18 protein-coding genes are annotated in these 24,613 nt (G+C 53.7%); 12 read left to right on the top strand and 6 right to left on the bottom strand.

Annotated features, from left to right (window positions below; all coding sequences use genetic code 11):
• Positions 1-2 precede the first annotated feature (2 nt).
• Both glgP and J4613_RS14645 read left to right on the top strand, forming a co-directional pair.
• A complete protein-coding gene (glgP, locus tag J4613_RS14650) occupies positions 3-2,450 on the top strand; it encodes a glycogen phosphorylase (protein ID WP_000993428.1) in 2,448 nt (815 codons plus the stop codon).
• A 177-nt stretch (positions 2,451-2,627) separates the two neighbouring features.
• Entirely contained in the window at positions 2,628-3,383 is a 756-nt protein-coding gene (locus tag J4613_RS14645) for an IclR family transcriptional regulator (RefSeq protein ID WP_000724553.1), read from the top strand.
• A 43-nt stretch (positions 3,384-3,426) separates the two neighbouring features.
• Here J4613_RS14645 and J4613_RS14640 read toward each other — a convergent pair whose 3' ends face one another.
• From J4613_RS14640 to J4613_RS14630, 3 genes are read right to left on the bottom strand one after another with little or no spacing between them, the layout of a single operon-like run.
• Positions 3,427-4,332: a dihydrodipicolinate synthase family protein gene (locus J4613_RS14640; RefSeq protein WP_000192194.1), complete on the bottom strand. Its 906-nt coding sequence runs from the start codon at positions 4,330-4,332 to the stop codon at positions 3,427-3,429.
• Positions 4,333-4,375: 43 nt separating this feature from the next.
• On the bottom strand, positions 4,376-6,091 hold the full coding sequence (locus J4613_RS14635; protein ID WP_000078494.1) for a dihydroxy-acid dehydratase: 1,716 nt from the start codon (positions 6,089-6,091) through the stop codon (positions 4,376-4,378).
• Positions 6,088-7,422, bottom strand: coding sequence for an MFS transporter (locus J4613_RS14630; protein ID WP_001518078.1), 1,335 nt, complete (start codon positions 7,420-7,422; stop codon positions 6,088-6,090). The genes J4613_RS14635 and J4613_RS14630 overlap by 4 nt, the downstream gene beginning before the upstream one ends.
• Before the next feature lie 337 nt (positions 7,423-7,759).
• On the opposite strand from J4613_RS14630, the gene J4613_RS14625 reads away from it, so the two are divergent.
• The 3 genes from J4613_RS14625 (at position 7,760) to J4613_RS14615 (ending at position 11,077) form a co-directional block, all read left to right on the top strand.
• The gene (locus tag J4613_RS14625) at positions 7,760-8,869 is read left to right on the top strand and encodes a glycerol dehydrogenase (protein WP_000258838.1); all 1,110 of its coding nucleotides are present in this window, start codon (positions 7,760-7,762) and stop codon (positions 8,867-8,869) included.
• Positions 8,870-8,962: 93 nt separating this feature from the next.
• Entirely contained in the window at positions 8,963-10,522 is a 1,560-nt protein-coding gene (locus tag J4613_RS14620) for a PstS family phosphate ABC transporter substrate-binding protein (protein WP_111742213.1), read from the top strand.
• Between the two features lie 9 nt (positions 10,523-10,531).
• Complete coding sequence (locus J4613_RS14615) at positions 10,532-11,077, top strand: hypothetical protein (RefSeq protein WP_000393233.1); 546 nt, start codon at positions 10,532-10,534, stop codon at positions 11,075-11,077.
• 46 nt (positions 11,078-11,123) lie between these two features.
• Here the strand turns inward: J4613_RS14615 and glpD are convergent, their stop codons facing one another.
• A complete protein-coding gene (gene glpD, locus J4613_RS14610) occupies positions 11,124-12,632 on the bottom strand; it encodes a glycerol-3-phosphate dehydrogenase (RefSeq protein ID WP_000448179.1) in 1,509 nt (502 codons plus the stop codon).
• A 198-nt stretch (positions 12,633-12,830) separates the two neighbouring features.
• Here glpD and glpE point away from each other — a divergent pair, with 198 nt between their 5' ends.
• The 3 genes from glpE to J4613_RS14595 all read left to right on the top strand — a co-directional run bounded on the left by glpE (position 12,831) and on the right by J4613_RS14595 (position 14,915).
• Entirely contained in the window at positions 12,831-13,157 is a 327-nt protein-coding gene (gene glpE, locus J4613_RS14605; RefSeq protein WP_000434523.1) for a thiosulfate sulfurtransferase GlpE, read from the top strand.
• A gap of 75 nt (positions 13,158-13,232) precedes the next feature.
• A complete protein-coding gene (gene glpG, locus J4613_RS14600; protein ID WP_000928701.1) occupies positions 13,233-14,063 on the top strand; it encodes a rhomboid family intramembrane serine protease GlpG in 831 nt (276 codons plus the stop codon).
• 93 nt (positions 14,064-14,156) lie between these two features.
• Positions 14,157-14,915 (top strand): DeoR/GlpR family transcriptional regulator, encoded by a 759-nt coding sequence (locus J4613_RS14595; RefSeq protein ID WP_000815085.1) that lies wholly within the window; start codon positions 14,157-14,159, stop codon positions 14,913-14,915.
• Here J4613_RS14595 and rtcR read toward each other — a convergent pair.
• A complete protein-coding gene (gene rtcR, locus J4613_RS14590) occupies positions 14,912-16,495 on the bottom strand; it encodes an RNA repair transcriptional activator RtcR (protein WP_111742214.1) in 1,584 nt (527 codons plus the stop codon). The genes J4613_RS14595 and rtcR overlap by 4 nt on opposite strands.
• 189 nt (positions 16,496-16,684) lie before the next feature.
• Between rtcR and J4613_RS14585 the strand changes: the two genes are divergently transcribed.
• From J4613_RS14585 to J4613_RS14570, 4 genes are all read left to right on the top strand, one after another.
• Entirely contained in the window at positions 16,685-18,238 is a 1,554-nt protein-coding gene (locus tag J4613_RS14585) for a TROVE domain-containing protein (protein WP_111742215.1), read from the top strand.
• A 590-nt stretch (positions 18,239-18,828) separates the two neighbouring features.
• Entirely contained in the window at positions 18,829-20,043 is a 1,215-nt protein-coding gene (gene rtcB / locus J4613_RS14580) for an RNA-splicing ligase RtcB (RefSeq protein ID WP_001105531.1), read from the top strand.
• Positions 20,044-20,046: 3 nt separating this feature from the next.
• Entirely contained in the window at positions 20,047-21,081 is a 1,035-nt protein-coding gene (gene rtcA, locus J4613_RS14575; protein WP_080194217.1) for an RNA 3'-terminal phosphate cyclase, read from the top strand.
• Positions 21,078-21,578, top strand: a complete 501-nt coding sequence (locus J4613_RS14570) for a hypothetical protein (protein ID WP_111742216.1) — start codon at positions 21,078-21,080, stop codon at positions 21,576-21,578. The genes rtcA and J4613_RS14570 overlap by 4 nt, the downstream gene beginning before the upstream one ends.
• Before the next feature lie 201 nt (positions 21,579-21,779).
• Here J4613_RS14570 and malT read toward each other — a convergent pair whose 3' ends face one another.
• Positions 21,780-24,485, bottom strand: coding sequence for an HTH-type transcriptional regulator MalT (gene malT / locus J4613_RS14565; RefSeq protein ID WP_000907030.1), 2,706 nt, complete (start codon positions 24,483-24,485; stop codon positions 21,780-21,782).
• Positions 24,486-24,613: the final 128 nt, after the last annotated feature.

Raw genomic sequence — 24,613 nt, 5'->3', positions numbered from 1 at the left:
ATATGAATGCTCCGTTTACTTATGCATCGCCCACTCTCAGCGTTGAGGCGCTTAAGCATTCTATTGCCTATAAGCTGATGTTTACGATTGGTAAAGACCCGGTCATTGCCAATAAACACGAATGGCTGAACGCCACGTTGTTCGCGGTGCGCGATCGTCTGGTGGAGCGCTGGCTGCGTTCTAATCGAGCCCAATTATCGCAGGAAACCCGGCAGGTTTATTACCTGTCGATGGAGTTTTTGATTGGTCGTACTCTCTCTAACGCGCTGCTCTCGTTGGGCATTTATGACGACGTTAAAGGCGCGCTGGAGGCCATGGGCTTAGATCTCGAAGAGCTGATCGATGAAGAGAATGACCCAGGGCTTGGCAACGGCGGCTTAGGACGGCTGGCGGCTTGCTTCCTGGACTCGCTGGCGACGCTAGGATTACCGGGCCGCGGGTACGGCATTCGCTACGATTACGGCATGTTTAAGCAGAATATTGTCGACGGGCGGCAAAAAGAGTCTCCGGATTACTGGCTGGAATATGGCAACCCGTGGGAGTTCAAGCGCCATAATACGCGCTATAAGGTGCTTTTTGGCGGGCGCATTCAGCAGGAAGGTAAAAAAGCGCGCTGGATTGAGACGGAAGAGATTCTGGCCGTCGCGTATGATCAGATCATCCCCGGTTACGACACCGACGCCACTAACACACTGCGGCTGTGGAATGCGCAGGCCAGTAGTGAAATCAACCTCGGTAAATTCAACCAGGGCGACTACTTTGCGGCGGTGGAAGATAAAAACCACTCTGAGAACGTTTCACGGGTGCTCTATCCGGACGATTCCACCTATTCCGGACGAGAGCTACGCCTGCGCCAGGAGTATTTTCTGGTCTCGGCGACGGTACAGGATATCCTGCACCGTCATTATCAACTGCATAAAACCTATGAGAATCTGGCGGATAAAATCGCCATTCACCTCAATGATACGCATCCGGTGCTGTCAATTCCTGAGCTGATGCGCCTGCTGATTGATGAACATAAATTTAGCTGGGACGACGCGTTTGAGGTGTGCTGTCAGGTCTTCTCTTATACCAACCATACGTTGATGAGCGAGGCGCTGGAGACCTGGCCTGTCGATATGCTGGGGAAAATTCTGCCCCGTCACCTGCAGATTATCTTCGAGATTAACGACTATTTCCTGAAAACGGTGCAGGAGCAATATCCCAACGATACCAGCCTGCTTGGACGCGCGTCGATTATTGATGAGTCGAACGGTCGCCGGGTACGGATGGCCTGGCTGGCGGTGGTGGTCAGCCATAAAGTCAACGGCGTTTCTGAACTCCATTCCAACCTGATGGTGCAGTCGCTGTTCGCGGATTTTGCGAAGATTTTCCCGACCCGTTTTTGTAACGTCACTAACGGCGTTACGCCGCGCCGCTGGCTGGCGCTGGCAAACCCGCCGCTTTCTGACGTGCTGGATGAGAATATTGGTCGTACCTGGCGTACCGATCTTAGCCAGCTCAGCGAGCTGAAGCAGCATTGTGATTATCCGCTGGTCAATCATGCGGTGCGTCAGGCGAAGCTGGAAAATAAAAAACGGCTGGCGGTAGTGATAGCGCAACAACTGAATGTGGTGGTGAACCCTAAAGCGTTATTCGACGTGCAGATTAAGCGTATTCACGAATACAAGCGGCAGTTGATGAATGTACTGCATGTCATTACCCGCTATAACCGCATTAAAGAAAATCCGGAGGCCGACTGGGTGCCGCGGGTGAATATTTTTGCCGGTAAGGCGGCTTCCGCCTATTACATGGCAAAACACATTATTCATCTGATCAACGACGTGGCGAAAGTGATTAACAACGATCCGCAGATTGGCGACAAGCTGAAAGTAGTGTTTATCCCGAACTACAGCGTCAGCCTGGCGCAGGTGATCATTCCCGCTGCCGACCTGTCTGAGCAGATTTCGCTGGCAGGGACAGAAGCTTCCGGCACCAGTAATATGAAATTTGCCCTGAACGGCGCGCTCACCATTGGTACGCTGGATGGCGCGAACGTAGAGATGCAGGAGCATATCGGCGAGGAGAATATCTTTATCTTCGGTAATACTGCCGAAGAGGTGGAAGCGTTGCGCAGGCAGGGTTATAAGCCTCGCGACTATTATGAAAAAGATGAAGAGCTACATCAGGTACTGACGCAGATTGGTAGCGGCGTCTTTAATCCGGAAGAGCCAGGCCGTTACCGCGATCTGGTAGATTCGCTGATTAACTTTGGCGATCACTATCAGGTGCTGGCGGACTACCGCAGCTACGTGGACTGCCAGGATAAGGTGGATGAGTTGTATCGTCGCCCGGAAGAATGGACGACGAAAGCGATGCTCAACATTGCCAATATGGGCTACTTCTCATCGGACAGAACCATCAAAGAGTATGCCGAAAATATCTGGCATATTGATCCGGTGCGGTTGTAGCGGTTTAACGCTTGAGAACGGGGCCAAACGGCCCCGTTTTTTATCGTGGTATATTCGGGGGGTATGCCGATATTCGTCTGCTGAATCTGTTAGCGGCACTTGGTCTCTGTCATGGAAAAAGGGTCGAGTACTGGTGTATAGTATTAGCAGAAAAATCCATAATTAATTGATAATAATATGAAAAAGATTACGACATCTATTCCGGCTCTCGATAAAATTATGCGCGTATTTGCTTACCTTCTGGAGTGCGATGGCGCAACGTTTACCCAGATCCATCAAAATTCAGGGATTGCGAAAAGCAGTACCTCATCTTTGCTCAACGGCATGGTGGAGCATGGGTTATTACGCCAGGAAAAAGACAAGTATTATCTGGGGCTACGCCTGTATGAATTAGGTAATAAAGCGGCGGAACAGTACGATATTAAAAAAATCGCGTTACCGATTCTTGAAGAGATTCGCGATAACACCGGCCTGACCTGCCATCTTGGCGTTCTGGAGGGCGATGCCCCTATTTACCTTCTGAAAGTCGAAAGCCCACAGGCTATTGTGATTCGAAGCTGGGAGGGCAAGCGCCTCTCATTACATAGCTCAGGGCTGGGAAAGGTGCTGATTGCATGGCTTAGCGGGGAAGAGCTGGAGGAGTTGCTGCCTCCAGATCAGATATTAACGCGTTTTACGGATACGACGATCACGGATGTGAATATCCTTAAGCAGGAGTTAGCAGGAATTCGCCGTCGCGGCTGGGGTTATGATAACGAAGAAGACTCCCTTGGCGTGCGCTGCATTGCGGTGCCGGTATTCAATACGCAGGGGAAAGTGATCGCCGCCCTGAGCGTATCCGGCGTTACGTTCCAGATCCCCGATGATAAACGCGAGTCGCTTGCTACGCTGATGATGGATGCCAGCCGTAGCCTGACGCGCCTGATGTGCTGAAATAAAAAGACATAGCGGGCAAGAAGCCCGCTTTCGTCATCGCTTAAAGTCCCGCACGCTGTAAGACCTGCTTCAAATTCGAAATATGTTCTTCATTTGCCGGCAAAACGGGGGGCATTACATGAGTTGAAATATCGACTCCGCTAAGCTGAATTGCCTTTTTGATTATCCCGAAGAAAGGTGAATCCAGGCTGTAAATAGTGGAAAGCGCGGACAGCCTGCGCTGTAATCCGAACATTGTCTCATACTCTTTTTCACACCACGCACGGTAGATCCCGCAGGTTAGCTGCGGCGCAAAGTTCGCTGTCGCTGGGATCCCGCCGTTGCCGCCTAAGATAAGCGTATCCATCATATATTCATCATAGCCGGAGAAAATAACGAAGTCCGGACGCACTGGCCTGACATTATTGATGATTTCACGAATATGGCTGATATTATCAACGGTATCCTTAATGCCGATAATATTGGGGTGATCTTGCGCCAGCCGGGTAATTAAATCAACGCTAAGGTCCTGTCCCGTCAATGCTGGAAAGTTGTAGAGAATCACCGGGCTTTTTATGTTATTAGCCACGGTTTTGAAATGATGATAAATATACTCATCGGTCAATCTGGCATAGTAGGGATTGAGTACCAGCACGGCATCGACTTCGAGTCGGTCGGCATGCTGACCATACTCAATCACTTCCTGCGTGCTGGTGCTGCTAATACCTAATAGTACTGGAATACGGCGGTTAATATGACGGACGCAAAACTCTGCGGTTTCCAGACGCAGCGCATTGGTCATATGGCAAAATTCCCCTCCACTGCCCAGCAGTAATACGCCATTGACCTTGCTTGCAATAAGATGATCCAGCAAGGTTGCCATGCCGACTTTATCTAACTCTCCCTGCGCATTAACAATGGTCGGAACTGGCGGAAATACGCCGTGAAATTTCGTAATCTGAGTCATGTATTGATCCTTAAAACAGGCGAGCCGTAGCCCGCCAGGGATATTATTTAAGCCAGGCTCCGGCCATTAATGATGTTGCATTAGCGGTGAACTGTTTAAAGACGCCGCGACGGTTTGAATAATCAGGTTTCTTCCAGCTTGCTCGACGCTCTTCAAGACAGCGGCGTATTTCCTCTTCTGTTTTAGGCATCCCGTCGATCCCTACAATATTGAGCTTGCGGCCTTTCACATCCATTTCGATTAAATCACCATCTTCCACCAGGGCAATCGGCCCGCCATCAGCGGCTTCTGGCGAGACGTGTCCGACACATGGCCCGCTGGTCGCTCCAGAGAAACGACCGTCGGTAATCAATGCGACTTTTCCGTCGAGGCGTTTGTCATACACGATGGCATCGGTGGTCATCAGCATTTCCGGTGCGCCAGAGCCTTTTGCGCCTTCGTAGCGAATGAAAATGACGTCGCCGGGTTCGATATGGTTATGGATGATGGCCTGCTGAGCGTCTTCTTCGGAGTTAAAGACCCGAGCAGGACCGGTATGGTGGTGCATATCCGGCGCACAGGCCGCGTATTTAATGACCGCTCCTTCAGGCGCGATGTTGCCTTTCAGTACCGCAATCGACCCTTTTTTGGTGGCATTTTCTGGTTTACGGATCACCTCCTCCGGGCTGACTTTGTAATTGTTGAGGTAACCGTGGTTGCGTGTAAAGAAGCCGGATTGATGGAGCATTTCCAGGTTGTCGCCGAGCGTACGGCCAGTCACGGTAAGAACATCAAGATCCAGATAATCGCGCAGATACCATTGCACCATTGGCACGCCGCCAGCGAACCACATCATTTCGGTAACGTATTCACCGCTGGGCTGAATATTGGTCAGATAAGGGATTTCGTTATTGATCCGATCAAACAGTTCGGGCTTCAGCTCCCATCCAAGTTCATGAGCGATGGCCGGAAGGTGGATCATCGCATTGGTGCTGCCACCAATAGCAGCATGGACTTTGATAGCATTTTCAAACGCCGCAGGAGTCAGGATCTTATGGGTGGTGATATTTTTCTCCGCCAGATACAGCGCCTGGTGGCCTGCAGTTCTGGCAACGCGGCGAATTTCCGCCAGGGTCGATGGCAGCAAAGCGCTGCCTGGCAGGGCCAGCCCCAATGCCTCCGACATGCACTGCATGGTACTGGCCGTTCCCATAAACTGGCAGGCTCCGGCGGTGGGGCAACCGCATTGCTGCATGGCTTCCACTTGCTGAATGCCGATTTCGCCTTTCTTCAACTTAGCAGTGATCCCGCCGAGGTCAGAAGTACTCATATTCGGTGCCGGACGCATAGAACCGCCGGGAATATGCAGCAGCGGCAGGTTCAGGCGTGCGGCGGCAATCAGATGCGCCGGGATAGATTTATCGCAGCTTGAGATCAGAATACCGGCATCATAAGGCACCACTGAGGCATGAATTTCGACCATGTTGGCAATAGCTTCTCGAGATGCCAGGATGTAGTTCATCCCATCGTGGCCCTGACCCCAGCCGTCGCAGATATCCGTCACATGGTGACGGACCGCGCGCCCGCCGCTTTCATGAACACCCAGCACGGCTTCATCGCCCAGTTGGTTAAGATGGAAACTGCCCGGATGACTTTCGCCATAGCAATCATCCACCAGGACCTGCAGTTTATTGACATCTTCTTTGCTGTAATTCATTCCAAGACGCAGGGCGTCGAGCTGCGACCACAGGTCGCGAGCATGTTGACATTTTTGGCTCATTTGGCGATTCCTTCCTGTTTAAGTGACGCACCCGGCGTCGAGGTGTTAGGTGTGTTGCTGCTACCTGCAGGACGAGCGGTAACAGAAGGTAAGCTGAAAAGCAGTCCAACAGCGATAAGCAGGGCGGCAACCAGTACGGTCATTCCTGCTGTTTGCGAGAACGTCACCGTTAACAGCCCGACGAGGTACGGACCGATAAAGCCGCCGATGTTGCCCAGGGCGTTGATCGTGCCGCGCACGCCGCCCAGAACGTTGGGGGCGAAGAGTAATGGCGGCAGCGTCCAGAATGGACCGGCATAGGCTTGCAGGAAGAATCCGCAAATGACCATCATGCCGTAGGCGAGCCAGACGTTATCTTTCAGTAATAAGGAGAGGGCGAGGCAGACCGCGAAACCCAGCAGAGGAATAGCCGTGTAAAGGCGGCGATTCATCGTTTTATCACACCATTTGGCGATGTAATACTGACCGATAATGCACAGAACGTAAGGCGCCGCGGTGAGTACCCCAACGATGGTCATGCCGCTGCCGGTCAGGTGTTTAATCAGATTTGGCATCCATAGCGCGAAGCCATAGAAGCCGACCTGTACGAAGAAATAGATACCGACAAGCTTCCACAGGTTGATGCTTTTTAATACGCCGCGAATGCTGCTTTGTTCTCCGCCAATACTCAACGCGCGATCGGCCAGCAATTTTTGTTCGATCCAGGCGCGCTCTTTCGGATCCAGCCACTTTGCCTGATGCGGGTGATCGGAAACCAAAGGTAGCCAGACAAAGAGCAGTCCCAGAGAGAGCAAGCCTTCGATGATAAACATCTCCCGCCAGCCGTAGGTTTCAATAAGCCAGCCGGAAAGCGGCCCGGTAATAATAGAAGCGACGGCCAGGTTCATCTGGAAATAGGCGATAGCCCTGGCGCGCTCCTCATTTGGGAACCAGTGGCCAATCAGCGCCAGAATGGCGGGATACACAGCACCTTCCGCCACGCCGAGCACAAAGCGGATAATCAACAACTGCGTCGGTGTCTGAACAAAACCGGTCAGCAGGGCAAAGCCCCCCCAGGCGACGATTGTCCAGGCAATTAACTTCTTGGCGCTTAGCCGCTCGGCTATCTGACCGCCGGGAATTTGCAGGAAGATATAACCAATAAAGAAGATCCCGGCGACCAGACCGGCAAAAGAAGCCGTCATGCCTAAATCTTCATCCATGCCGCCTGCGATCCCAATGGCGATATTGGTCCTGTCCATATAGGCCACGATATAAACGAGGATCGTGGCTGGAATAATATGCAGCCAGCGCCCTCGTGTGGTCGGTTTCTCTATTTCAATGCTCATCATTGCATCCCTTTAGTATCAAAAATGTGTTCTGTATATGGAACTGCTGTTCTGTATATTGACACTATGCCGACGTATTCATACAGCGTCAATTCCATACTCTAAGGAAGGTTATATTTTGTGATTTGCTTCAAAAATGAACGGAGATAAGGTGAGAAAGAGCGGATAACCCAATGGAAACTGCTCATCGGTCTAATACATCGCCAAAATTGTGCGCTGCCTCACAGGATAAGATTATGCTCTCACCTGGTCATTGTGCGTTCAGAGTAAACAGCATTAAATTCTTTATGTGGAATTTGTGTTCTGTATATTGAACTTTAATGCTTTTTAAGGAGAAACAATGGTTACTACCGCGATCTTTCCGTCACGATATGTTCAGGGTAAAGGAGCGTTGACAACGCATCTCCCGCAGGAATTGGCCGCACTCGGTCATAAGGCGCTGATTTTGCAGGATCCTGTTGTTCACAACACCTACCGGGATACAGTTGCAACAGCACTGCACGGGGTGATTGAATTTGATATCGAAGTGTTCAGTAGCGAGTGCTGTGATGAGGAAATTGCTCGCATCTCCGCACGCGCGCAGGAAATTGGCGCCGATGTGATTGTTGGTATGGGGGGCGGGAAAACCCTGGATACGGCAAAAGCAACCGGCGCCAGCCTGCGGCTGCCTATTGCCGTGGTTCCTACTCTGGCCTCAACGGATGCGCCGTGCAGTTCACTGGTTGTTATCTATACGCCAGAAGGGAAATTCAAACGCTACCTGATGATTCCACGTAACCCGACGCTTGTGCTGGTGGACAGCAGTATTATTGCTGCCGCGCCGGTACGCTTTTTGGTTTCCGGGATAGGCGATGCGCTGGCAACCTGGTTTGAAGCGGAAGATTGCCGCATCAAAGGGGCCGGCAATATGACCACCAGGCCAGGACCGATGACCGCATTTGAGCTGGCGCGCTTTTGCTACACCACCTTAATGCGCTATGGACGCCTGGCGAAACTTGCCTGTGAACAACATCAGGTTACTCCGGCGCTCGAACATGTTATCGAAGCGAATACGCTATTATCCGGGCTTGGTTTTGAAAGCGGTGGGCTGGCGGCGGCGCACGCCATTCATAACGGTCTGACAGTACTGCCCGCCACGCACAAATACTGGCATGGGGAAAAGGTTGCGTTTGGCACGCTGGCAATGCTTATGCTCACCGATAGAGCGCCTGAGCTTATCGAGGAGGTTTATCAATTTTGTGAAGATATAGGCTTGCCCACCACGCTGGCGGATATTGGTCTGGCTGGCGTTAGCGATGATGAACTGCTGGCCGTTGCCAGGGCGTCTTGTCAAACTGGGGAAACGATACACAACGAGCCGTTTACCATTACGCCGGAGGCTGTGCAGGCGGCATTGCGGGCCGCCGATGCTGTTGGGCAGGCGCGGAAAAAGATCGATCTTGCAGGTTAATGTGAGCCTGTAAATAAAAAACGGCAGCCGGAACTTTCAACTTCTGTCTGCCGCTATCGTGAATGTTTTAACGTCGCGATTTCAGAAAAATGCATGGGTGGGCTCAGGACTACCGGGTTTATACTTCCGTTATCGCAGGGATTAGCGGATAGAAAAATGAAAAATGCTAATTGGCTTTTTTTGTCAATCATAATGGCGTTTATCGGCGTGCCGCTGCTGGTGAACATTATTACGATTATCGTGGGGGGAATGTGGGCGTACATTAGCGTTCTTGAAAATAGTATCCCCGTCGCGCGATCTATTGAGGAGGCGACCATTATCCCGGTAGCGCTTCTGGGCGCAGGGTTAATTTTTCTTTGTGGCCGGATATGGGGAAAGGGAAATGCATCAGAGGTAAATCCAGAATGGCGTGATTGCTGCCTGCTTATGCCCGCTCTGGTGGTGCTGATGGGGTGGGTCATCCTGATGTTTCTCACCGATCTTAATATTCGCGCGATAGGGCGTAAGCCCATCGCCCAGGTGGTGCAAACGCTTTGGTTAGTACCCCGCGTAATATCCTTTTTCAACGGCTGGGTATGGGCAGTGTTGCTCATCCCGGTTGGCTCGCAGCTCTGTTTTGCATTAGGGTATGGCGGTGCGCGTTGGGGAGTGCTACGCGGCGGTGCGGGCTACACTTGTCGTAACCTGCTGGTGATTTGCCTGCTGTTTTTCGGGAGCTGTGCCGTATACCAGTCACATCTTTATGCCGTGAAGTATCCCGCTCCCGAGAGCAGTGAATATCTTTATTTCCGCGATTATCAGGCGCACACATGGGGCAACAAGCTAACCGGGCTGCGCGATGAACCGACACTTTTGCTCACTCAAAATTGGCCGCGGCTCGATGGCGCAACGGCTGGCTTGCCGTTATACGCCTCGGCTTTTTATGCGCTTACGCGCTTTCCGGATGATATCTGCCCTGAAGACTACCTTGAAAACCAGGGAACCATTGAAGCCTATCAAAATATCCTTAACGGTAATGCCGATCTTATTTTTGTCGCCCAGCCTTCCACTGCTCAAAAGCAATTGGCCGAGGCCAGTGGCGTAAAACTGGTTTACACCCCCTTTGCACGTGAAGCGTTTGTGTTTATCGTCAACCAAAACAATCCCGTGTCATCGTTGAGTGATGTACAAATTCGCGGCATTTTTAGCGGAAGAATCACCCACTGGAATGAGGTGGGCGGAGAGGCAATCGACATTAAGCCCTGGCAGCGACCGGAAAACTCTGGCAGCCAAACGGCGATGCTGGCGAAGGTAATGAAAGAAACGAAGCTGATGCCAGCGCAAACAACATCAGTGGCAACCGCGATGGGGGATATGGTGGATATCGTGGCTGAGTATCGCAATACGCACAACGCCATTGGCTATACCTTTCGTTATTACGCTACGCAGATGCACAGCAATAAAGAGATTAAATTACTGGCGATAAACGATGTTGCGCCGACGGTTGAAAATATTCGTAACGGCAGTTACCCGTACACGGTTGATGTTTATATGGTCACCCGTGAACACCCCACAGCGGAAACACAAAAGCTGGTGGACTGGTTTCTAAGCCCGCAGGGACAACAGTTGGTGCAGGATGTGGGATATGTGCCGCTGTATCCGGCCGCGAAATAAAGGGACTAAATGGAAGAGGTTAAATTATATGTGGAACGGGTTGGCATAGACCCGGCCAGCGGCGCTGATATTCGTATTGCACGGCGTGAATCCACTTCGTGGCATAAAGATATTGTTGCTGAGCTGATTAATCAGGTCCTCCGGTGTGGTGCAGCATTAATCATCATCGCTGTGCTGACCGCCTGCGATGATCGCCAGGTAAGCTATTTTCCTGATTATGCCGCCATACCCGAGCAATCCGGTATCTGGACCTGGCTGCCTGTGTTCTTTCCATCGTCCGCCAGTGAAATAGAGATGACGTTTAACCTGGACAGCAATCTTTTTTATGCTGACTTTAGCGTGGCCGACGGTGATAAACGCGCGCATTTTGAAAGCGTGCTGGGGGAGGAGAGTGTGGTTCATTATGCCAACTTTTCTCATAAAAGCTGGTGTAAAACGGGGAAAACTCTCTGGAATAGCGAAGCGCGGGCAAAACCCTTCTTTATTACCCAAATAAGTGTCGATCGCTACCGTATCACTAATCATATGCCCGGCTGTACAAAACCCGGCGAGTGAATGCGGTATGTGGCGAAAAGGGCGGTATAAACCGCCCCGGATTTTATTACGACGCCATTGAAAGTTGGTGTTTCTCAACATACGCCGCCAGCCACTGGGTGATGCGGGACTGCTGTTCGGCGGTCAGCCACATGCCTTCTTTGGTGCGACGCCAGATAGCGTCTTCAGTACGGCGCACCCATTCGTGATCCACCAGGTACTTGAGTTCCGCCTCGTAAAACTCATGACCGAAATCTTCGCCTAAATCAAGCAGCGACGTGGCTTCGCCGAGAATCCACTCCGTGTTGCTGCCGTAAGTGCGCGAATAGTGGCGCGCCAGCGATTCCGTCAGGAATGGGTAACGACGACGCAGCTTCGCCGCGTAATCTTCGCGGCTGCCGTCGATGTCGCCGCCGGGCAGTACGCACGTTTTGGTCCATGCCGGCCCGATGCCTGGATAATAAGACGCCAGTTTTTCCATCGCATGTTCGGCCAGCTTACGGTAGGTCGTGAGCTTACCGCCAAACACGGAAAGCAGCGGCGCTTTGCCGTTTTCATCATGAATATCAAGGGTATAATCGCGAGTGATCGCCTGCGGTGAGTCGGACTCATCATCGCACAGCGGACGGACGCCGGAGTACGTCCAGACGATGTCATCGCGCCCCAGTTGTTTCTGGAAGTGCGCGTTATAGACCTTCAACAGGTAATTAATTTCGCTCTCTTCAATTTTTACCGCTTTCGGATCGCCTTTATATTCGACATCGGTCGTGCCAATGATCGAAAACTCTTCCATCCACGGAATGACAAAGACGATACGCTTATCTTCGTTTTGCAGAATATACGCCTGCTTCTGATTATGGACGCGCGGCACGACGATATGGCTGCCTTTGATCAGGCGGATGCCATACGGCGACGGCAGATGCATCCCTTCGTCGAAGAACTGTTTGACCCACGGTCCGGTGGCGTTAACCAGTCCGCGCGCCTGCCAGACATATTTTTTACCGGTGTCGATATCTTCCGCTTCGACAATCCACAGACCATTTTCCCGACGAGCGGCGGTTGCGCGAGTACGGGTAAGGACTTCGCCGCCTTTACGCACCACCATCTGTGCGTTAGCCAGCACCAGACGCGCATCGTCTACCCAGCAGTCGGAATATTCGAATCCGCGCACGATTTCCGGTTTGAGCACCGAATCTGCGCCAAACCGCACACCGGTGGAACCGGGTAAACTGGTACGTTTGCCGAGGTGATCGTACATAAACAGACCGATACGGATCATCCAGGCCGGACGTAAATGCGGGCGGTGCGGCAGACGAAAACGCATCGGGAAGGCGATGTGCGGCGCCATTTTCAACAGCACTTCACGTTCTGCCAGCGCTTCGCTGACCAGACGGAACTCGTAGTGCTCAAGGTAGCGTAAGCCGCCGTGGATAAGTTTCGAACTGGCGGAAGAGGTTGCGCAGGCCAAATCCTGCGCTTCCAGCATGAGTACGGACAAACCGCGTCCGGCGGCATCAGCCGCGATGCCTGCACCGTTAATGCCCCCGCCTATCACGATCAGATCTTTGGTTTCCATGCTGCCCTCTTGCACTTTCGTTAAAGTTCAAAAATGTTCGTTATCGAACATAATAGCAAAGAAACGCGCTATTGGTAACATCGAAAAAACATTTTAGAGTGATATGTATAACATTATGGCGTTAAGCTACTCCGTCAACGTACACTGGGCGATAAAATGCCTTAATTGGCTTCACCGGCAATAATGAAAGAGCGATTCATGGAACAATTTGAATGTATCACTGTAGAAGAGGCGTATCAGAAACTGCACCAGGGCGCGGCGGTGCTGGTCGATATTCGCGATCCGCAAAGTTATGCCATGGGTCATGCGCCGCAGGCGTTTCACTTGACTAACGATACGCTGGGCGCGTTTATGCGTGAGCATGGTTTCGATACCGCGGTGATGGTAATGTGCTATCACGGCAACAGTAGTAAAGGCGCCGCGCAGTATCTGCTCCAGCAAGGCTATGATGCGGTTTACAGCATTGACGGCGGGTTTGAGGCCTGGCATCGCCGTTTCCCTGCCGATGTCGCGAATGGCGCGTAATCCCATAAAGATGCAGCCTCCGACGAGAAGGGTATATATACTGTCTTCTTTTGTATGGACTAAGCGACAGCAATAATGTTGATGATTACTTCCTTTGCGAATCCTCGCGTGGCGCAGGCATTTGTTGATTACATGGCCACCCAGGGCGTCATTCTTACTATTCAGCAACATAATCAAAGCGATATCTGGTTGGCGGATGAATCGCAGGCCGAACGTGTGCGGGTCGAGCTGGCGCGGTTTATAGAAAATCCCGGCGATCCGCGTTATCTGGCGGCTAGCTGGCAGTCCGGACAGACTAACAGCGGGCTACGCTACCGCCGTTTTCCCTTTCTCGCCACGCTGCGTGAACGAGCCGGCCCTGTTACCTGGATCGTGATGCTCGCCTGCGTGCTGGTCTATATCGCGATGAGTCTCATCGGCGATCAGACGGTGATGGTGTGGCTGGCGTGGCCGTTCGATCCGGTTTTAAAATTTGAATTCTGGCGCTACTTCACCCATATCTTTATGCACTTCTCATTGATGCATATTCTTTTTAACCTGCTGTGGTGGTGGTATCTCGGCGGGGCGGTAGAGAAGCGCCTGGGCAGCGGTAAATTAATCGTCATTACGGTGATAAGCGCGCTGCTAAGCGGCTATGTACAGCAGAAATTTAGCGGCCCGTGGTTTGGCGGGCTGTCTGGCGTCGTCTATGCGCTGATGGGTTACGTGTGGCTGCGCGGAGAGCGCGATCCGCAAAGCGGAATTTACCTCCAGCGCGGCTTAATTATTTTTGCATTATTGTGGATAGTCGCTGGTTGGTTTGACTGGTTTGGCATGTCTATGGCGAACGGCGCGCACATCGCCGGGCTTATCGTCGGTTTAGCGATGGCCTTTGTTGATACGCTGAATGCGCGAAAACGAACGTGAGGCGTATCCGGCCTGTGGTCGAGATATTTTTCCAGGCCGGGTAGGGCGAATGCCGCTATCCGGCGCAAGGTTGGTTACTTTCAGAGATTATTCATGAAACAAACACAACGGCATGACGCGATCATTGAACTGGTGAAAAAACAGGGGTACGTCAGTACGGAAGAGCTGGTGGAGCATTTTTCTGTCAGCCCGCAAACCATTCGTCGGGATCTTAACGATCTGGCGGAACAGAATATGATTTTGCGCCACCACGGCGGCGCGGCGTTGCCCTCCAGCTCGGTGAATACGCCGTGGCACGATCGTAAGGCGACGCAAACGGAAGAAAAAGAGCGCATCGCTCGCAAAGTCGCGGCCCAGATCCCCAATGGTTCAACGCTGTTTATTGATATCGGCACGACGCCGGAAGCCGTAGCGCACGCTCTGTTAGGGCACAGTAATTTGCGGATCGTGACCAACAATTTGAACGTAGCGAACACGCTAATGGCGAAAGAGGATTTTCGTATTATCCTCGCCGGCGGTGAACTCCGTAGCCGCGACGGCGGCATTATTGGCGAAGCGACGCAGGACTTTATCGCCCAGTTCCGCCTCGATTTCGGCATTCTCGGTATTAGCGGTATTGATAGCGATGGTTCGTTGCTGGAATTTGACTACCATGAGGTACGCACTAAGCGCGCGATTATCGAAAATTCGCGCCACGTGATGCTGGTGGTGGATCACTCTAAATTTGGCCGTAACGCGATGGTAAACATGGGCAGCATTAGTATGGTCGATGCGGTCTACACCGATACCCTGCCGCCGCCGGGCGTGATGCAGGTGTTGACGGAGAACCATATTCAACTGGAGCTGTGTTAATTCTGTAAAACTTCCCACGTTAGACCAAAACGCGCCAGGTACTTACGCAGCCGGTCAGCGTCATTCACCGTGGCTTTCCCCTGACGGGAAACGTTGAATAGCTGCCGCCCGGCGTCGGAAAGGGTTTTCGCCTGGCGGCAGACGGCAACGACGTTTTCCAGTTGTATACGGTCAAACAGATCCAGCGCCGTTGCGTCAATGCCCGGCAGTCCGTTGAGCGCGGAGGGGCGATGGTCATTCCAGCTATAGCGCAAACGCGCGATTTCATCGTCTACCGTTTCGACCGTGATTCGCCCGTTGTCCGCCAGCGTCGCCATGCGGGTGACGCTGGCGGAGAGTTCGCGGAAGTTACCGCGCCAGGCGGCCTGCGGCGAGGTGGCGAAGCTCAGCCAGGCGCGGCGCGCTTCGGTATTAAAACGCACGCTGTCGCCGGTTAGCGCCGCGTGGCGTTCCAGTTCGTAGTCAAGGTTTGGCTCAATATCTTCCTGGCGCTGACGCAGGCCCGGTAGTTCGAAGGTCCAGAGATTAATACGCGCGTACAGGTCTTCGCGGAATGTCCCCTCCGCCACCCGCTGGCGCAGGTCGCGCACCGTGCCGGCAATCAACTGGAAATCGCTGCTGACCTGCTGGTCGCTGCCGAAAGGGTAAAAGCGTTTTTCTTCAATGGCTTTCAGCAACATGGCCTGTTCATCCGCGCCCAGTTCTCCCACTTCGTCAAGAAACAACATGCCGCCGTCGGCGCTGCGCAGCAGCCCTGCACGCTCCTCTCTCGCGCCGGTAAACGCCCCCTTAACGTGGCCGAACAGCGCCGACATCGCCGTGTCGCCGCGCAGGGTGGCGCAGTTCACTTCGACAAACGGGCCGCTGAACTGGTGGCGGGCCAGTTTTAGTTCATAGATGCGACGGGCGAGAAACGACTTGCCCGCGCCGGTCGGGCCATTGAGCAGGATTGGCGAACGGGAGCGTATCGCGACGCGCTCAATTTGCTCAATCATCCGGTTGAAACACGGGTTGCGGGTTGCAATGCCGGACTTCAGGAAGTTGAGCGTCTCCTCCCGCTCCTGGGCGAAGCGGGTGGCGATGTCATTGTAGTGGCTGAGGTCGAGGTCAATAATCGTCACGTCGCCCGTGCTATGCGGTTTATCTTTTTTGCGCGGCGGCGAGGTCTGCGCTAATCGCGCCGGAAGATAGCGCGCCTCCGCCAGCAGGAACCAGCAGATCTGCGCGACGTGGGTGCCGGTGGTGATATGAATCAGATAGTCTTCATCTTCGGGATGAAAGGTATGGCTGCGGGCGAAATCGTGCAGGCAGGCGTAAACCTCTTCGAAGTCCCACGGGTTGCGGATCGCGATTTCTACGCCGACGACTTCCGTTTCCGGCGAGACGCTGGCGATATCCTTCTTTAATCCTTCAAACAGCGAGCGAGAGCGGGCATCGTACAGCAGTTCCAGGCGGTGAACGACCAGCGTCTCCTGCTGACACAGACACAAAGTAGGGCGCCATTTTTCCCAACGCTGACTGCCGCGTCCTGCATAGTCGAGCACCGTGCCGACAAAACCAAAGGCCACCGTTTTTCGCATCTTAGATTTCCTTCTAAAAGACGAGATAATTTTATCGCTTTTTAATGGCTGCCGTGCAGGCATTTTTCTTTCACCTGAACGCTAAGGAAATAAATAACTTAAAAATCAATAGACTATAAAATGATTTATTTTCTGGCACGCTGGTTGCAATAACTCTGGCATGGAGAATAACGGAAATGGGAAAAACAAATGGCTAATCCACTTTTGTTCCGTTCGCTGTTAAGGGACGCGCCGCTGGCCAACGCCAGCAATCAGCAAGGCGCAGCGGCCTTTGCCTTCACCCCGCGCCATAAACTGGCGCAAATGGTGATGACCGGCTGCATGAACGAGACTTTTTATGCCAGCGGCCAGGCGCAGCTAAATGATGTTCTGGCGACGGCGAAAGATCTCGACGATCTGTTTTTAGCGCAACTGGCGATTTATGGCCGCGAACGCGGGATGATGAAGGATATGCCCGCGCTGTTGACCGCCATTCTGGCGGCGCGTGGTTCGGCGCTGCTGCCGGTAGTATTTGCGCGGGTGATCAACAATGGCCGGATGCTGCGTAACTTTGTGCAAATTTTGCGCAGCGGCGTGACCGGGCGGCGCTCGCTGGGGACGCGGCCAAAGAAGCTGGTGCAGCGTTGGTTACAGAACGCCAGCGAAGAGCGTTTATTGCAGGCATCGGTGGGCAATGCGCCGTCGCTGGCGGATATCGTCAAAATGGTGCACCCACGGCCGCAGGCGGCGTGGCAGGAAGCCTTCTTCGCCTGGCTGATTGGTAAGCCGTGCGATAAGGCGCAGCTGCCGGAAAAAACGCGCGCGCTGCTGGCGTTTCGTGAAGGCGACATGGGCGCGGCCTTACCCGATGTGCCGTTTTTACTGCTGACCAACGCGCCGCTGAGTCGCGAACAGTGGGCGCAACTGGCACAGCGGATGAGTTGGCAAACGTTACGGATGAATTTGAATACGCTGGCGCGTCATGGCGTGTTTGAGAATGCAACGCTTGCCGCCAGCGTGGCGCAGCGGCTGGCGGACAGGGCGCAGGTGCGCCAGTCCTGGGTTTATCCTTATCAGTTGCTGTCGGCATGGAGCAATCTGCAAAGCAGCGTGCCGCAGGTTATTCGCGAGGCTTTAGCGCAGGCGATGGAGTACGCGCTGGAGAACATTCCGCCGTTTCGCGGCAACGTGGTGGTCTGCCCGGACGTGTCGGGGTCGATGAAGTCGTCGATAACCGGCTATCGCAAGGGGGCGACCAGTAAGATCCGCTGCGTGGACGTTGCCGGGCTGATCGCCGCCGCCGTGCTGCGTAATCATCCGCAGGCCCGCGTGCTGCCGTTTGAATGCGATGTGGTCGACGTGCAGCTTGATGCGCGCCAGTCGGTTATGCACAACGCGCAAAAGCTGGCGGCGGTTGGCGGCGGCGGCACCAACTGCTCCGCGCCGCTGCGTAGGTTGTTGAACGAGCGGGCGCGGGTGGATCTGGTGATTATGGTGTCGGATAACGAATCGTGGGTTGATAAATCGCGCCATGGCTCAACGGCCACCATGGAATGCTGGATCGAACTGAAAAAGCGCAACCCGCAGGCGCGCCTGGTGTGTATCGATCTGCTGCCTTACGGCACCACGCAGGCGGCGGAACGAAGCGATATTTTGAACGTCGGCGGCTTCAGCGACGAGGTGTTTACGGTGATAGATAACTTTGTTAACGGTCGCTATGGCAGCGCGCACTGGCTGGAAGAGATTGAAGCCGTGACGCTGTAAAGAGTATTCAGCGCGGCGCGAATGCTGGCCGGGATTACATCTTTCCCGATGCGTATCATCCCGGCTATGAATTTGTCGCGCAACGCTGAAGGCACGAATGCTGGTGGATCTACACCTTGTATGGCCAGACGCAGGTTCGAACCCTTCCGGGGCTTAGCCCTGTAGCTCAACGGTAGAGCGGGTGATTCACCTTAACTTGTCGTGCCACCCTATTTTGGCGAATGCCTGTGGATCTACATTTGTTGCGGGTTCGAGACCCGTCAGAGCCCGGCTCTGTAGCTCAATGGTAGAGCGGTGTATTCACATAAACTTGTCGCCATTTTTAACGAAGGCAGCGAACGAGGTTAAACCCGTGGCGCTGTAATGAAAATTTAGCATGGTACGAATGCTGGTCAGGATTACATCTTTCTTAATGGCTATCATCCTGGCTATTTATTTGCCATGCCACCCTGTTTTGGCGAATGCCGAAGGATCTACAGGTTATGCGGGTAGTGCCGCTAGCAGGTTCAATCCCTGCGCCTCCGGTTTTACCGGAGTTAAGATTCTTCACCACTTGTCGCCACCCTAATGATTAAAACGAGAAAAAAATGATGAATTACGAATTGATGACCACCCAGAACGCACCGGTAAAAATGTGGACCAAAGGCGTACCGGTAGAAGACGATGCCCGTCAGCAGCTGATCAATACGGCGAAAATGCCGTTTATTTTCAAACATATTGCCGTTATGCCGGATGTGCATTTGGGGAAAGGATCGACCATCGGTAGCGTGATCCCGACGAAAGGGGCGATTATTCCGGCGGCGGTGGGCGTGGATATCGGTTGTGGAATGAACGCGCTGCGTACCAGCTTAACGGCGGCCGATCTGCCGGAAAATCTGGCGGAGCTGCGTAGCGCCATAGAGGCCGCTGTGCCTCACGGGCGTACCACCGGACGCGGGCGTCGCGATGTGGGCGCATGGGGAAACCCGCCCGCCAACGTTGATGAAAAATGGGCGCAGCTGGAAGCGGGATATCAGTGGTTAACGCAAAAATATCCGCGCTTTTTGAATACCAATAGCTATAAGCACCTGGGAACGTTGGGAACCGGTAACCACTTTATTGAGATCTGTCTGGATGAAACCGATCGGGTATGGATCATGCTGCACTCCGGTTCGCGCGGGATCGGTAACGCCATCGGCACCTATTTTATCGGCCTGGCGCAGCAAGAAATGCAGGAGCAGTTAGAAACGCTGCCGTCCCGCGATCTGGCGTATTTTAATGAAGGAAGCGAATATTTTGATGATTACCTGAAAGCGGTACACTGGGCGCAGCAATTCGCCAGCCTGAACCGCGAGGCGATGATGGAAAACGCGCTGGCGGCGCTCCAGCGCTGCGTGGAAAAACCGATCGCCCTCGATATGGACGAGATCAACTGCCACCATAACTATGTGCAAAAAGAGCAGCACTTTGGCGAAGAGATCTATGTGACGCGTAAAGGGGCTGTTTCGGCGCGGCGCGGTGAGTTCGGTATCATTCCCGGTTCGATGGGGGCGAAAAGCTTTATCGTGCGCGGGCTGGGTAACGAAGAGTCGTTCTGTTCGTGCAGCCACGGCGCCGGACGTGTGATGAGCCGAACGAAAGCGAAGAAACTGTTTAGCGTTGACGATCAGATTCGCGCCACCGCGCATGTCGAATGCCGTAAAGATGCGGACGTGATCGACGAGATCCCAATGGCGTATAAAGATATTGATGCGGTAATGGCGGCGCAGTCTGACCTGGTGGAAATCATGTACACCCTGCGGCAGGTGGTGTGCGTTAAAGGATAAAAAATGGCAAGGATCATCGCGCTGGATGGCGCACAGGGAGAGGGCGGCGGGCAGATTTTGCGCTCGGCGCTGAGTTTATCAATGATAACCGGCCAGCCGTTTGAAATGAGCGGCATCCGCGCCGGGCGCGCCAAACCGGGGCTGCTACGCCAGCATTTAACGGCGGTGCGGGCGGCGACGGAAATCTGCGGCGCGCAGGTGAACGGCGACGAGCTGGGTTCACAACAGCTGCGTTTTACGCCGGGGCCGATTCGCGGCGGCGAGTACCGTTTCGCGATTGGTAGCGCGGGCAGTTGTATGCTGGTGCTACAAACCGTTCTGCCCGCGCTGTGGTTTGCCGATGGTTCATCCCGTGTGGAGGTTCACGGCGGGACGCATAATCAGGCCGCGCCCAGCGCCGATTTTATCTGCCGCGTCTGGGAGCCGCTGTTGGCGAGGATGGGTATCAACCAGCGCACCACGCTGATAAAACACGGCTTTTATCCGGCAGGTGGCGGCGCGGCAGCGACGGTCGTCGAACCGGCAACGTCTTTACGCGGGCTAACGCTGATATCGCGCGGCGAGACGCTGCGCACCACCGCTGAAGCTTTGCTGGCGGCGGTTCCTTACCACGTTGGCGAACGTGAAGTCGCAACGCTGGAAGCCCACTTCCCGCAGGCGGAGAAAAACGTCGTTGCGCTGGAAGGCGGCTGCGGGCCGGGCAACGCGCTGTCGCTGATGATCCAAAGCGAACAGTTGACCGAACTGTTCGCCGCGTTCGGCGTAAAAGGCACCAGCGCGGAAGCGGTAGCTAACCAGGTTGCGCATGAAGCGCGGCGCTATCTCGCAAGCCCGGCGGCGGTGGGAGAGCATCTGGCCGACCAGCTGATTTTACCGCTGGCGCTGGCGGGCGAAGGCGCGTTTACAGTGGCACGGGCCTCCGCTCACTTGCTTACCAATATTGCGGTGGTGGAACGGTTTTTGCCGGTAACGTTCAACCTGGAGGAGGCGAAGGAGATGGTGCAGGTTATGGTAAGTAAAAAGGATAGCGGATCATGACATACCACGCTGATTTCCTTGATGCTGAACAACGCGTTACTGACGCCATCCCGGAGAGGGATGTTAATCCCTTTTCCGGCCCTTCAACGATGCGGCGAAGAGTGCTGGTGAGTCAGGACGGCGAGCCGGTTATCGTGCTGTGTCTTTTTGTCGCGCTGGAAGAGGGGCGCTGGATCGTTGAGCAGTGCTTCAGCGGCATCATGAATAATGATAAGACTATTGCGATATTATACGGTCAGCACGTTCACTTATTTGATACGGATTCACATCAGGTTAAAAGCCTGTTTCTTGATGATTATGTTGGCCATATTTATTCAATACCCGATGTTTGGGATCATAAGGCCTCGCTGAGCGAGAATTTCCTGGTCACAACCTTTCAGTATACGTTTCTTATCAACGTGAGTTCCGGCATTATCTGGCGATCGGAACCGTGTGGTATTGATGGCGTCATTATTCACGATATCCGGGAGGGTATTATTTATGGCAGTGGTGAGTAGGACCCGCCGGATGGATGGGCGCCATTTAACCTGCGGCTGAGCGACGGCCATCGGGCCTGAAGCCAACTCAGCGTCTGGATTTACGTTTATGCCGGATGGCGGCTACGCCTCTACGCCTTACCCGGCCTACAAAACCAGCAATATCAATATGTTTTAAAATGACTCTACAGGCCTGATAAGCGAAGCGCCATCAGGCACACGTTAAACCCCATACCCCATCATCTTCAGCAACTGCTGCGCGTGCTGTACCGCGTCCTGACGGTGCGCGACGCCGAGTTTCTGGTAGAGGTTGCGGATATGCGTCTTAATGGTGGTCGCGGCCACCGCCAGTTCGCCGGCAATCTGTTCGTTGCTGTAACCGGAATAGATAAGCCCTAACACCTGCCATTCACGCTGGGTGAGCGGGCTGGTGCGAATAAGCTCCGGGACATCCGGATGGTTAAGCAGGCGCTCGACGAAGCCTTCGTCAAAATGGGCGAATTTATGCCGGTGATGTTGGTTAATCTCTCGCAGGATGCGCTGCGCGCGATGCTGCTCCATCTCCGGCAGCGTATTGAGCTGGATAAGCTGACGCAATTGTTGCGCCATGGCTTCGCCTTCAATCACAAAATGGCTGATAAATCCGGTGCGGTTGGCGAGCTGTAAGGCATCAAGCAATACGCGCTGGGCGTCGTTTTTCCGCCCGGATTGCCAGTAAAGCTGATTGAGTAACAGCAGATTGCGGTTTAAATCGCTCATTAAGCGCAGGCTACGGGCATTCTCATTTAACTCTTCCAGCACGATTTCCGCAGGCTCGAATTCGCCCAGCAGGATCTGCGCGCGGGCGATATTCCGCCATTGCCCTTGCAGAAAATGGTTATTGGCAAACGCCGGTTTGGGCGTATGACGTAACCAGTTGGCGGCGGATTTTTTGTCGCCGGTTAACTGCCAGTAAATGACACGCACCTTATCGGCGTTAGAGATCCAGTCGCAGTGATAACGGCCATTGCCTAATAAATTTTCCAGTCGGTTAAGCTGACTACGGGCATTATCCAGATCGCCGCGCGCCAGCGAGCACTGCACCAGTAACGTCAGGCACTGCAACTGTTGTTGCGGCTGGAAGGTGGACAGCACAGCGATACCGCTGCGCGCCGAGGCCTCCGCTTCGTCAAGGCGCGCCCACGCCCACAGCAATTGCGCGCGGATACGTACCAGAAACTCATGCATCGGCAGTTGTTCCAGATGTTGCTCTTTGATCAACTGGAAGGCTCTCTCCTGCGTTTCCCATGCGGCCTGCAGGAATCCCTGGGCGAACTGAATTTCACTTTGTTGAATTAAGCTCCACAGCGCGTAATGCCAGACGTCATGATGGCGCGCCATTTGTTCGGTTTGCTGCATCAGCGATAAAGACTGGCTGAGATCGCCTTTACAGTGCAGCACTTCGCCGTGAACGGAGGTCGCGACAATACGGCTATAAAACCAGGCGAGAGGAAGCTCATCCAGCGCCAGTTTCGCCAGCCGCTCAGCCTCTTCCGGATTGCCGTCGTTGATGGCGACCTGGGCGCGCAGCGCGTTAAATTCAGCATGCAGTGTGCCGTCCATGACCCCTTTGATCTCTTGCTCGGCGCGCGCCAGCAGCGTATTCACTTCGCTGTAGCGGTGTTGGCTTTGCATCAGCCAGGCCTGTAACAACACCAGCCGCGGATTTTCCAGCAGGCTTTCCCACGGCAGCGCTTTTAATGACTCTTCCAGCAGCGCCAGTTCACTGTGATTAAACAGCCCCCACGCATGGTTAAGCAGGATATCGCGCAGCATTTGCGCGTCACCCGCCGCCAGCGCATGATGTATAGCTTCGCTGGGAAAACCTTGTTCCATCCAGCTTTCCGCGGCCGCACGGTGGATCTCCGGCAGTTCCGCCGCCAGTTCCCACTGGCAACGCTGGCGCAGAAAGCTACCAAACAACGGGTGATAGCTGAACCATTCGCCCGTGTCGTCCATGCGTTGCAGGAATAACCCCTGGCGCTCAATCTCCTCCAGCCGCATCTGGCCGTTTTCTTCGCCGGTCACGCGCACAATCAACGCGTCATTCATTGAGCGTAAGATCGCGCTTTTAAGTAAAAAATGTCGGGTGCTGACATCCACGTTATCCAGTACTTCGTCCACCAGATAATCAGAAAGGTGGCTGGCATTAATCCCGGCAAGACGGCGGGCGGAGTGATGCGCAGAGGTATGGTTCTGGCGCGCGGAGAGGGCGATCAACTGTAGCGCAGTGGCCCAACCGGCCACATCGTCGCACATACGACTGCTCTCAGCGGCTTCAATGGGCGACGAAAGGCGACGGTCAAAAAATTGCTTTGCTTCCTGATGGTTAAAAGCTAACTGCTGGCTGCCGATTTCCAACAGCTGATCGCGCACGCGCAGATTAGCGATGCCCAGTTGCGGCAAATTACGCGATAACACCACCAGGGTGAAATTTTCCGGCTGATGCCGTAAGAAAAAGCGCATCGCGTCGTGAATCACCGGATTGGTAATCAAATGGTAGTCGTCAATCACCAGATAAAGCGGGCGATGCCACTGCGCCAGTTCAATAAAGAGCTGCGCGAAGAGGGACGTCAGGCTGGCGTACTGACGTTTTTGCGCCATCGCTTCGCTGGTAGAGCAGTGTCCGCCGGTGGCCTGTTGGATAGCGGCAATTAAGTAACTGGCGAATCGCTCTTGCTGGTTATCGCCTTCGTCGAGAGAGTACCAGCCTAATTCATTTTTGCCCGCCGCCCACTGTGAGACAAGCGTGGTTTTCCCATAGCCAGCAGGACTGGTTACCAGGGCGAGCCTGAAATTGTTCGCGCCGGAAAGTTTAGCCAACAGCCGCTCACGAACCACGGTATGGTCGAGACGAACCGGACGACTTAATTTAGACGGAATCAACATAGCAATCACTTCACTGTGGGAAATGGGGGGAACTGCGATTTTTTTTGCGCTTCGTAATTAATAGATATAAGGTCGGCCAGAAAGCATTTTAATGCAAGCTAAGCAGACTTTTTATGTGTCTGAATTTG

Origin of the sequence: Salmonella sp. 32020114201800008SM (assembly GCF_017572025.1) — a bacterium.
Lineage (GTDB): Bacteria > Pseudomonadota > Gammaproteobacteria > Enterobacterales > Enterobacteriaceae > Salmonella > Salmonella enterica.
The sequence above is the reverse complement of the archived record's forward strand: the minus strand, read 5'-3'. Positions and strand labels throughout refer to the sequence as shown.

Coding starts and splice junctions, on each gene's coding strand:
- glgP (WP_000993428.1), top strand. CDS start 3: ATGAATGCTCCGTTTACTTATGCATCGCCCACTCTCAGCGTTGAGGCG.
- J4613_RS14645 (WP_000724553.1), top strand. CDS start 2,628: ATGAAAAAGATTACGACATCTATTCCGGCTCTCGATAAAATTATGCGC.
- J4613_RS14640 (WP_000192194.1), bottom strand. CDS start 4,332: ATGACTCAGATTACGAAATTTCACGGCGTATTTCCGCCAGTTCCGACC.
- J4613_RS14635 (WP_000078494.1), bottom strand. CDS start 6,091: ATGAGCCAAAAATGTCAACATGCTCGCGACCTGTGGTCGCAGCTCGAC.
- J4613_RS14630 (WP_001518078.1), bottom strand. CDS start 7,422: ATGATGAGCATTGAAATAGAGAAACCGACCACACGAGGGCGCTGGCTG.
- J4613_RS14625 (WP_000258838.1), top strand. CDS start 7,760: ATGGTTACTACCGCGATCTTTCCGTCACGATATGTTCAGGGTAAAGGA.
- J4613_RS14620 (WP_111742213.1), top strand. CDS start 8,963: ATGGGTGGGCTCAGGACTACCGGGTTTATACTTCCGTTATCGCAGGGA.
- J4613_RS14615 (WP_000393233.1), top strand. CDS start 10,532: ATGGAAGAGGTTAAATTATATGTGGAACGGGTTGGCATAGACCCGGCC.
- glpD (WP_000448179.1), bottom strand. CDS start 12,632: ATGGAAACCAAAGATCTGATCGTGATAGGCGGGGGCATTAACGGTGCA.
- glpE (WP_000434523.1), top strand. CDS start 12,831: ATGGAACAATTTGAATGTATCACTGTAGAAGAGGCGTATCAGAAACTG.
- glpG (WP_000928701.1), top strand. CDS start 13,233: ATGTTGATGATTACTTCCTTTGCGAATCCTCGCGTGGCGCAGGCATTT.
- J4613_RS14595 (WP_000815085.1), top strand. CDS start 14,157: ATGAAACAAACACAACGGCATGACGCGATCATTGAACTGGTGAAAAAA.
- rtcR (WP_111742214.1), bottom strand. CDS start 16,495: ATGCGAAAAACGGTGGCCTTTGGTTTTGTCGGCACGGTGCTCGACTAT.
- J4613_RS14585 (WP_111742215.1), top strand. CDS start 16,685: ATGGCTAATCCACTTTTGTTCCGTTCGCTGTTAAGGGACGCGCCGCTG.
- rtcB (WP_001105531.1), top strand. CDS start 18,829: ATGAATTACGAATTGATGACCACCCAGAACGCACCGGTAAAAATGTGG.
- rtcA (WP_080194217.1), top strand. CDS start 20,047: ATGGCAAGGATCATCGCGCTGGATGGCGCACAGGGAGAGGGCGGCGGG.
- J4613_RS14570 (WP_111742216.1), top strand. CDS start 21,078: ATGACATACCACGCTGATTTCCTTGATGCTGAACAACGCGTTACTGAC.
- malT (WP_000907030.1), bottom strand. CDS start 24,485: ATGTTGATTCCGTCTAAATTAAGTCGTCCGGTTCGTCTCGACCATACC.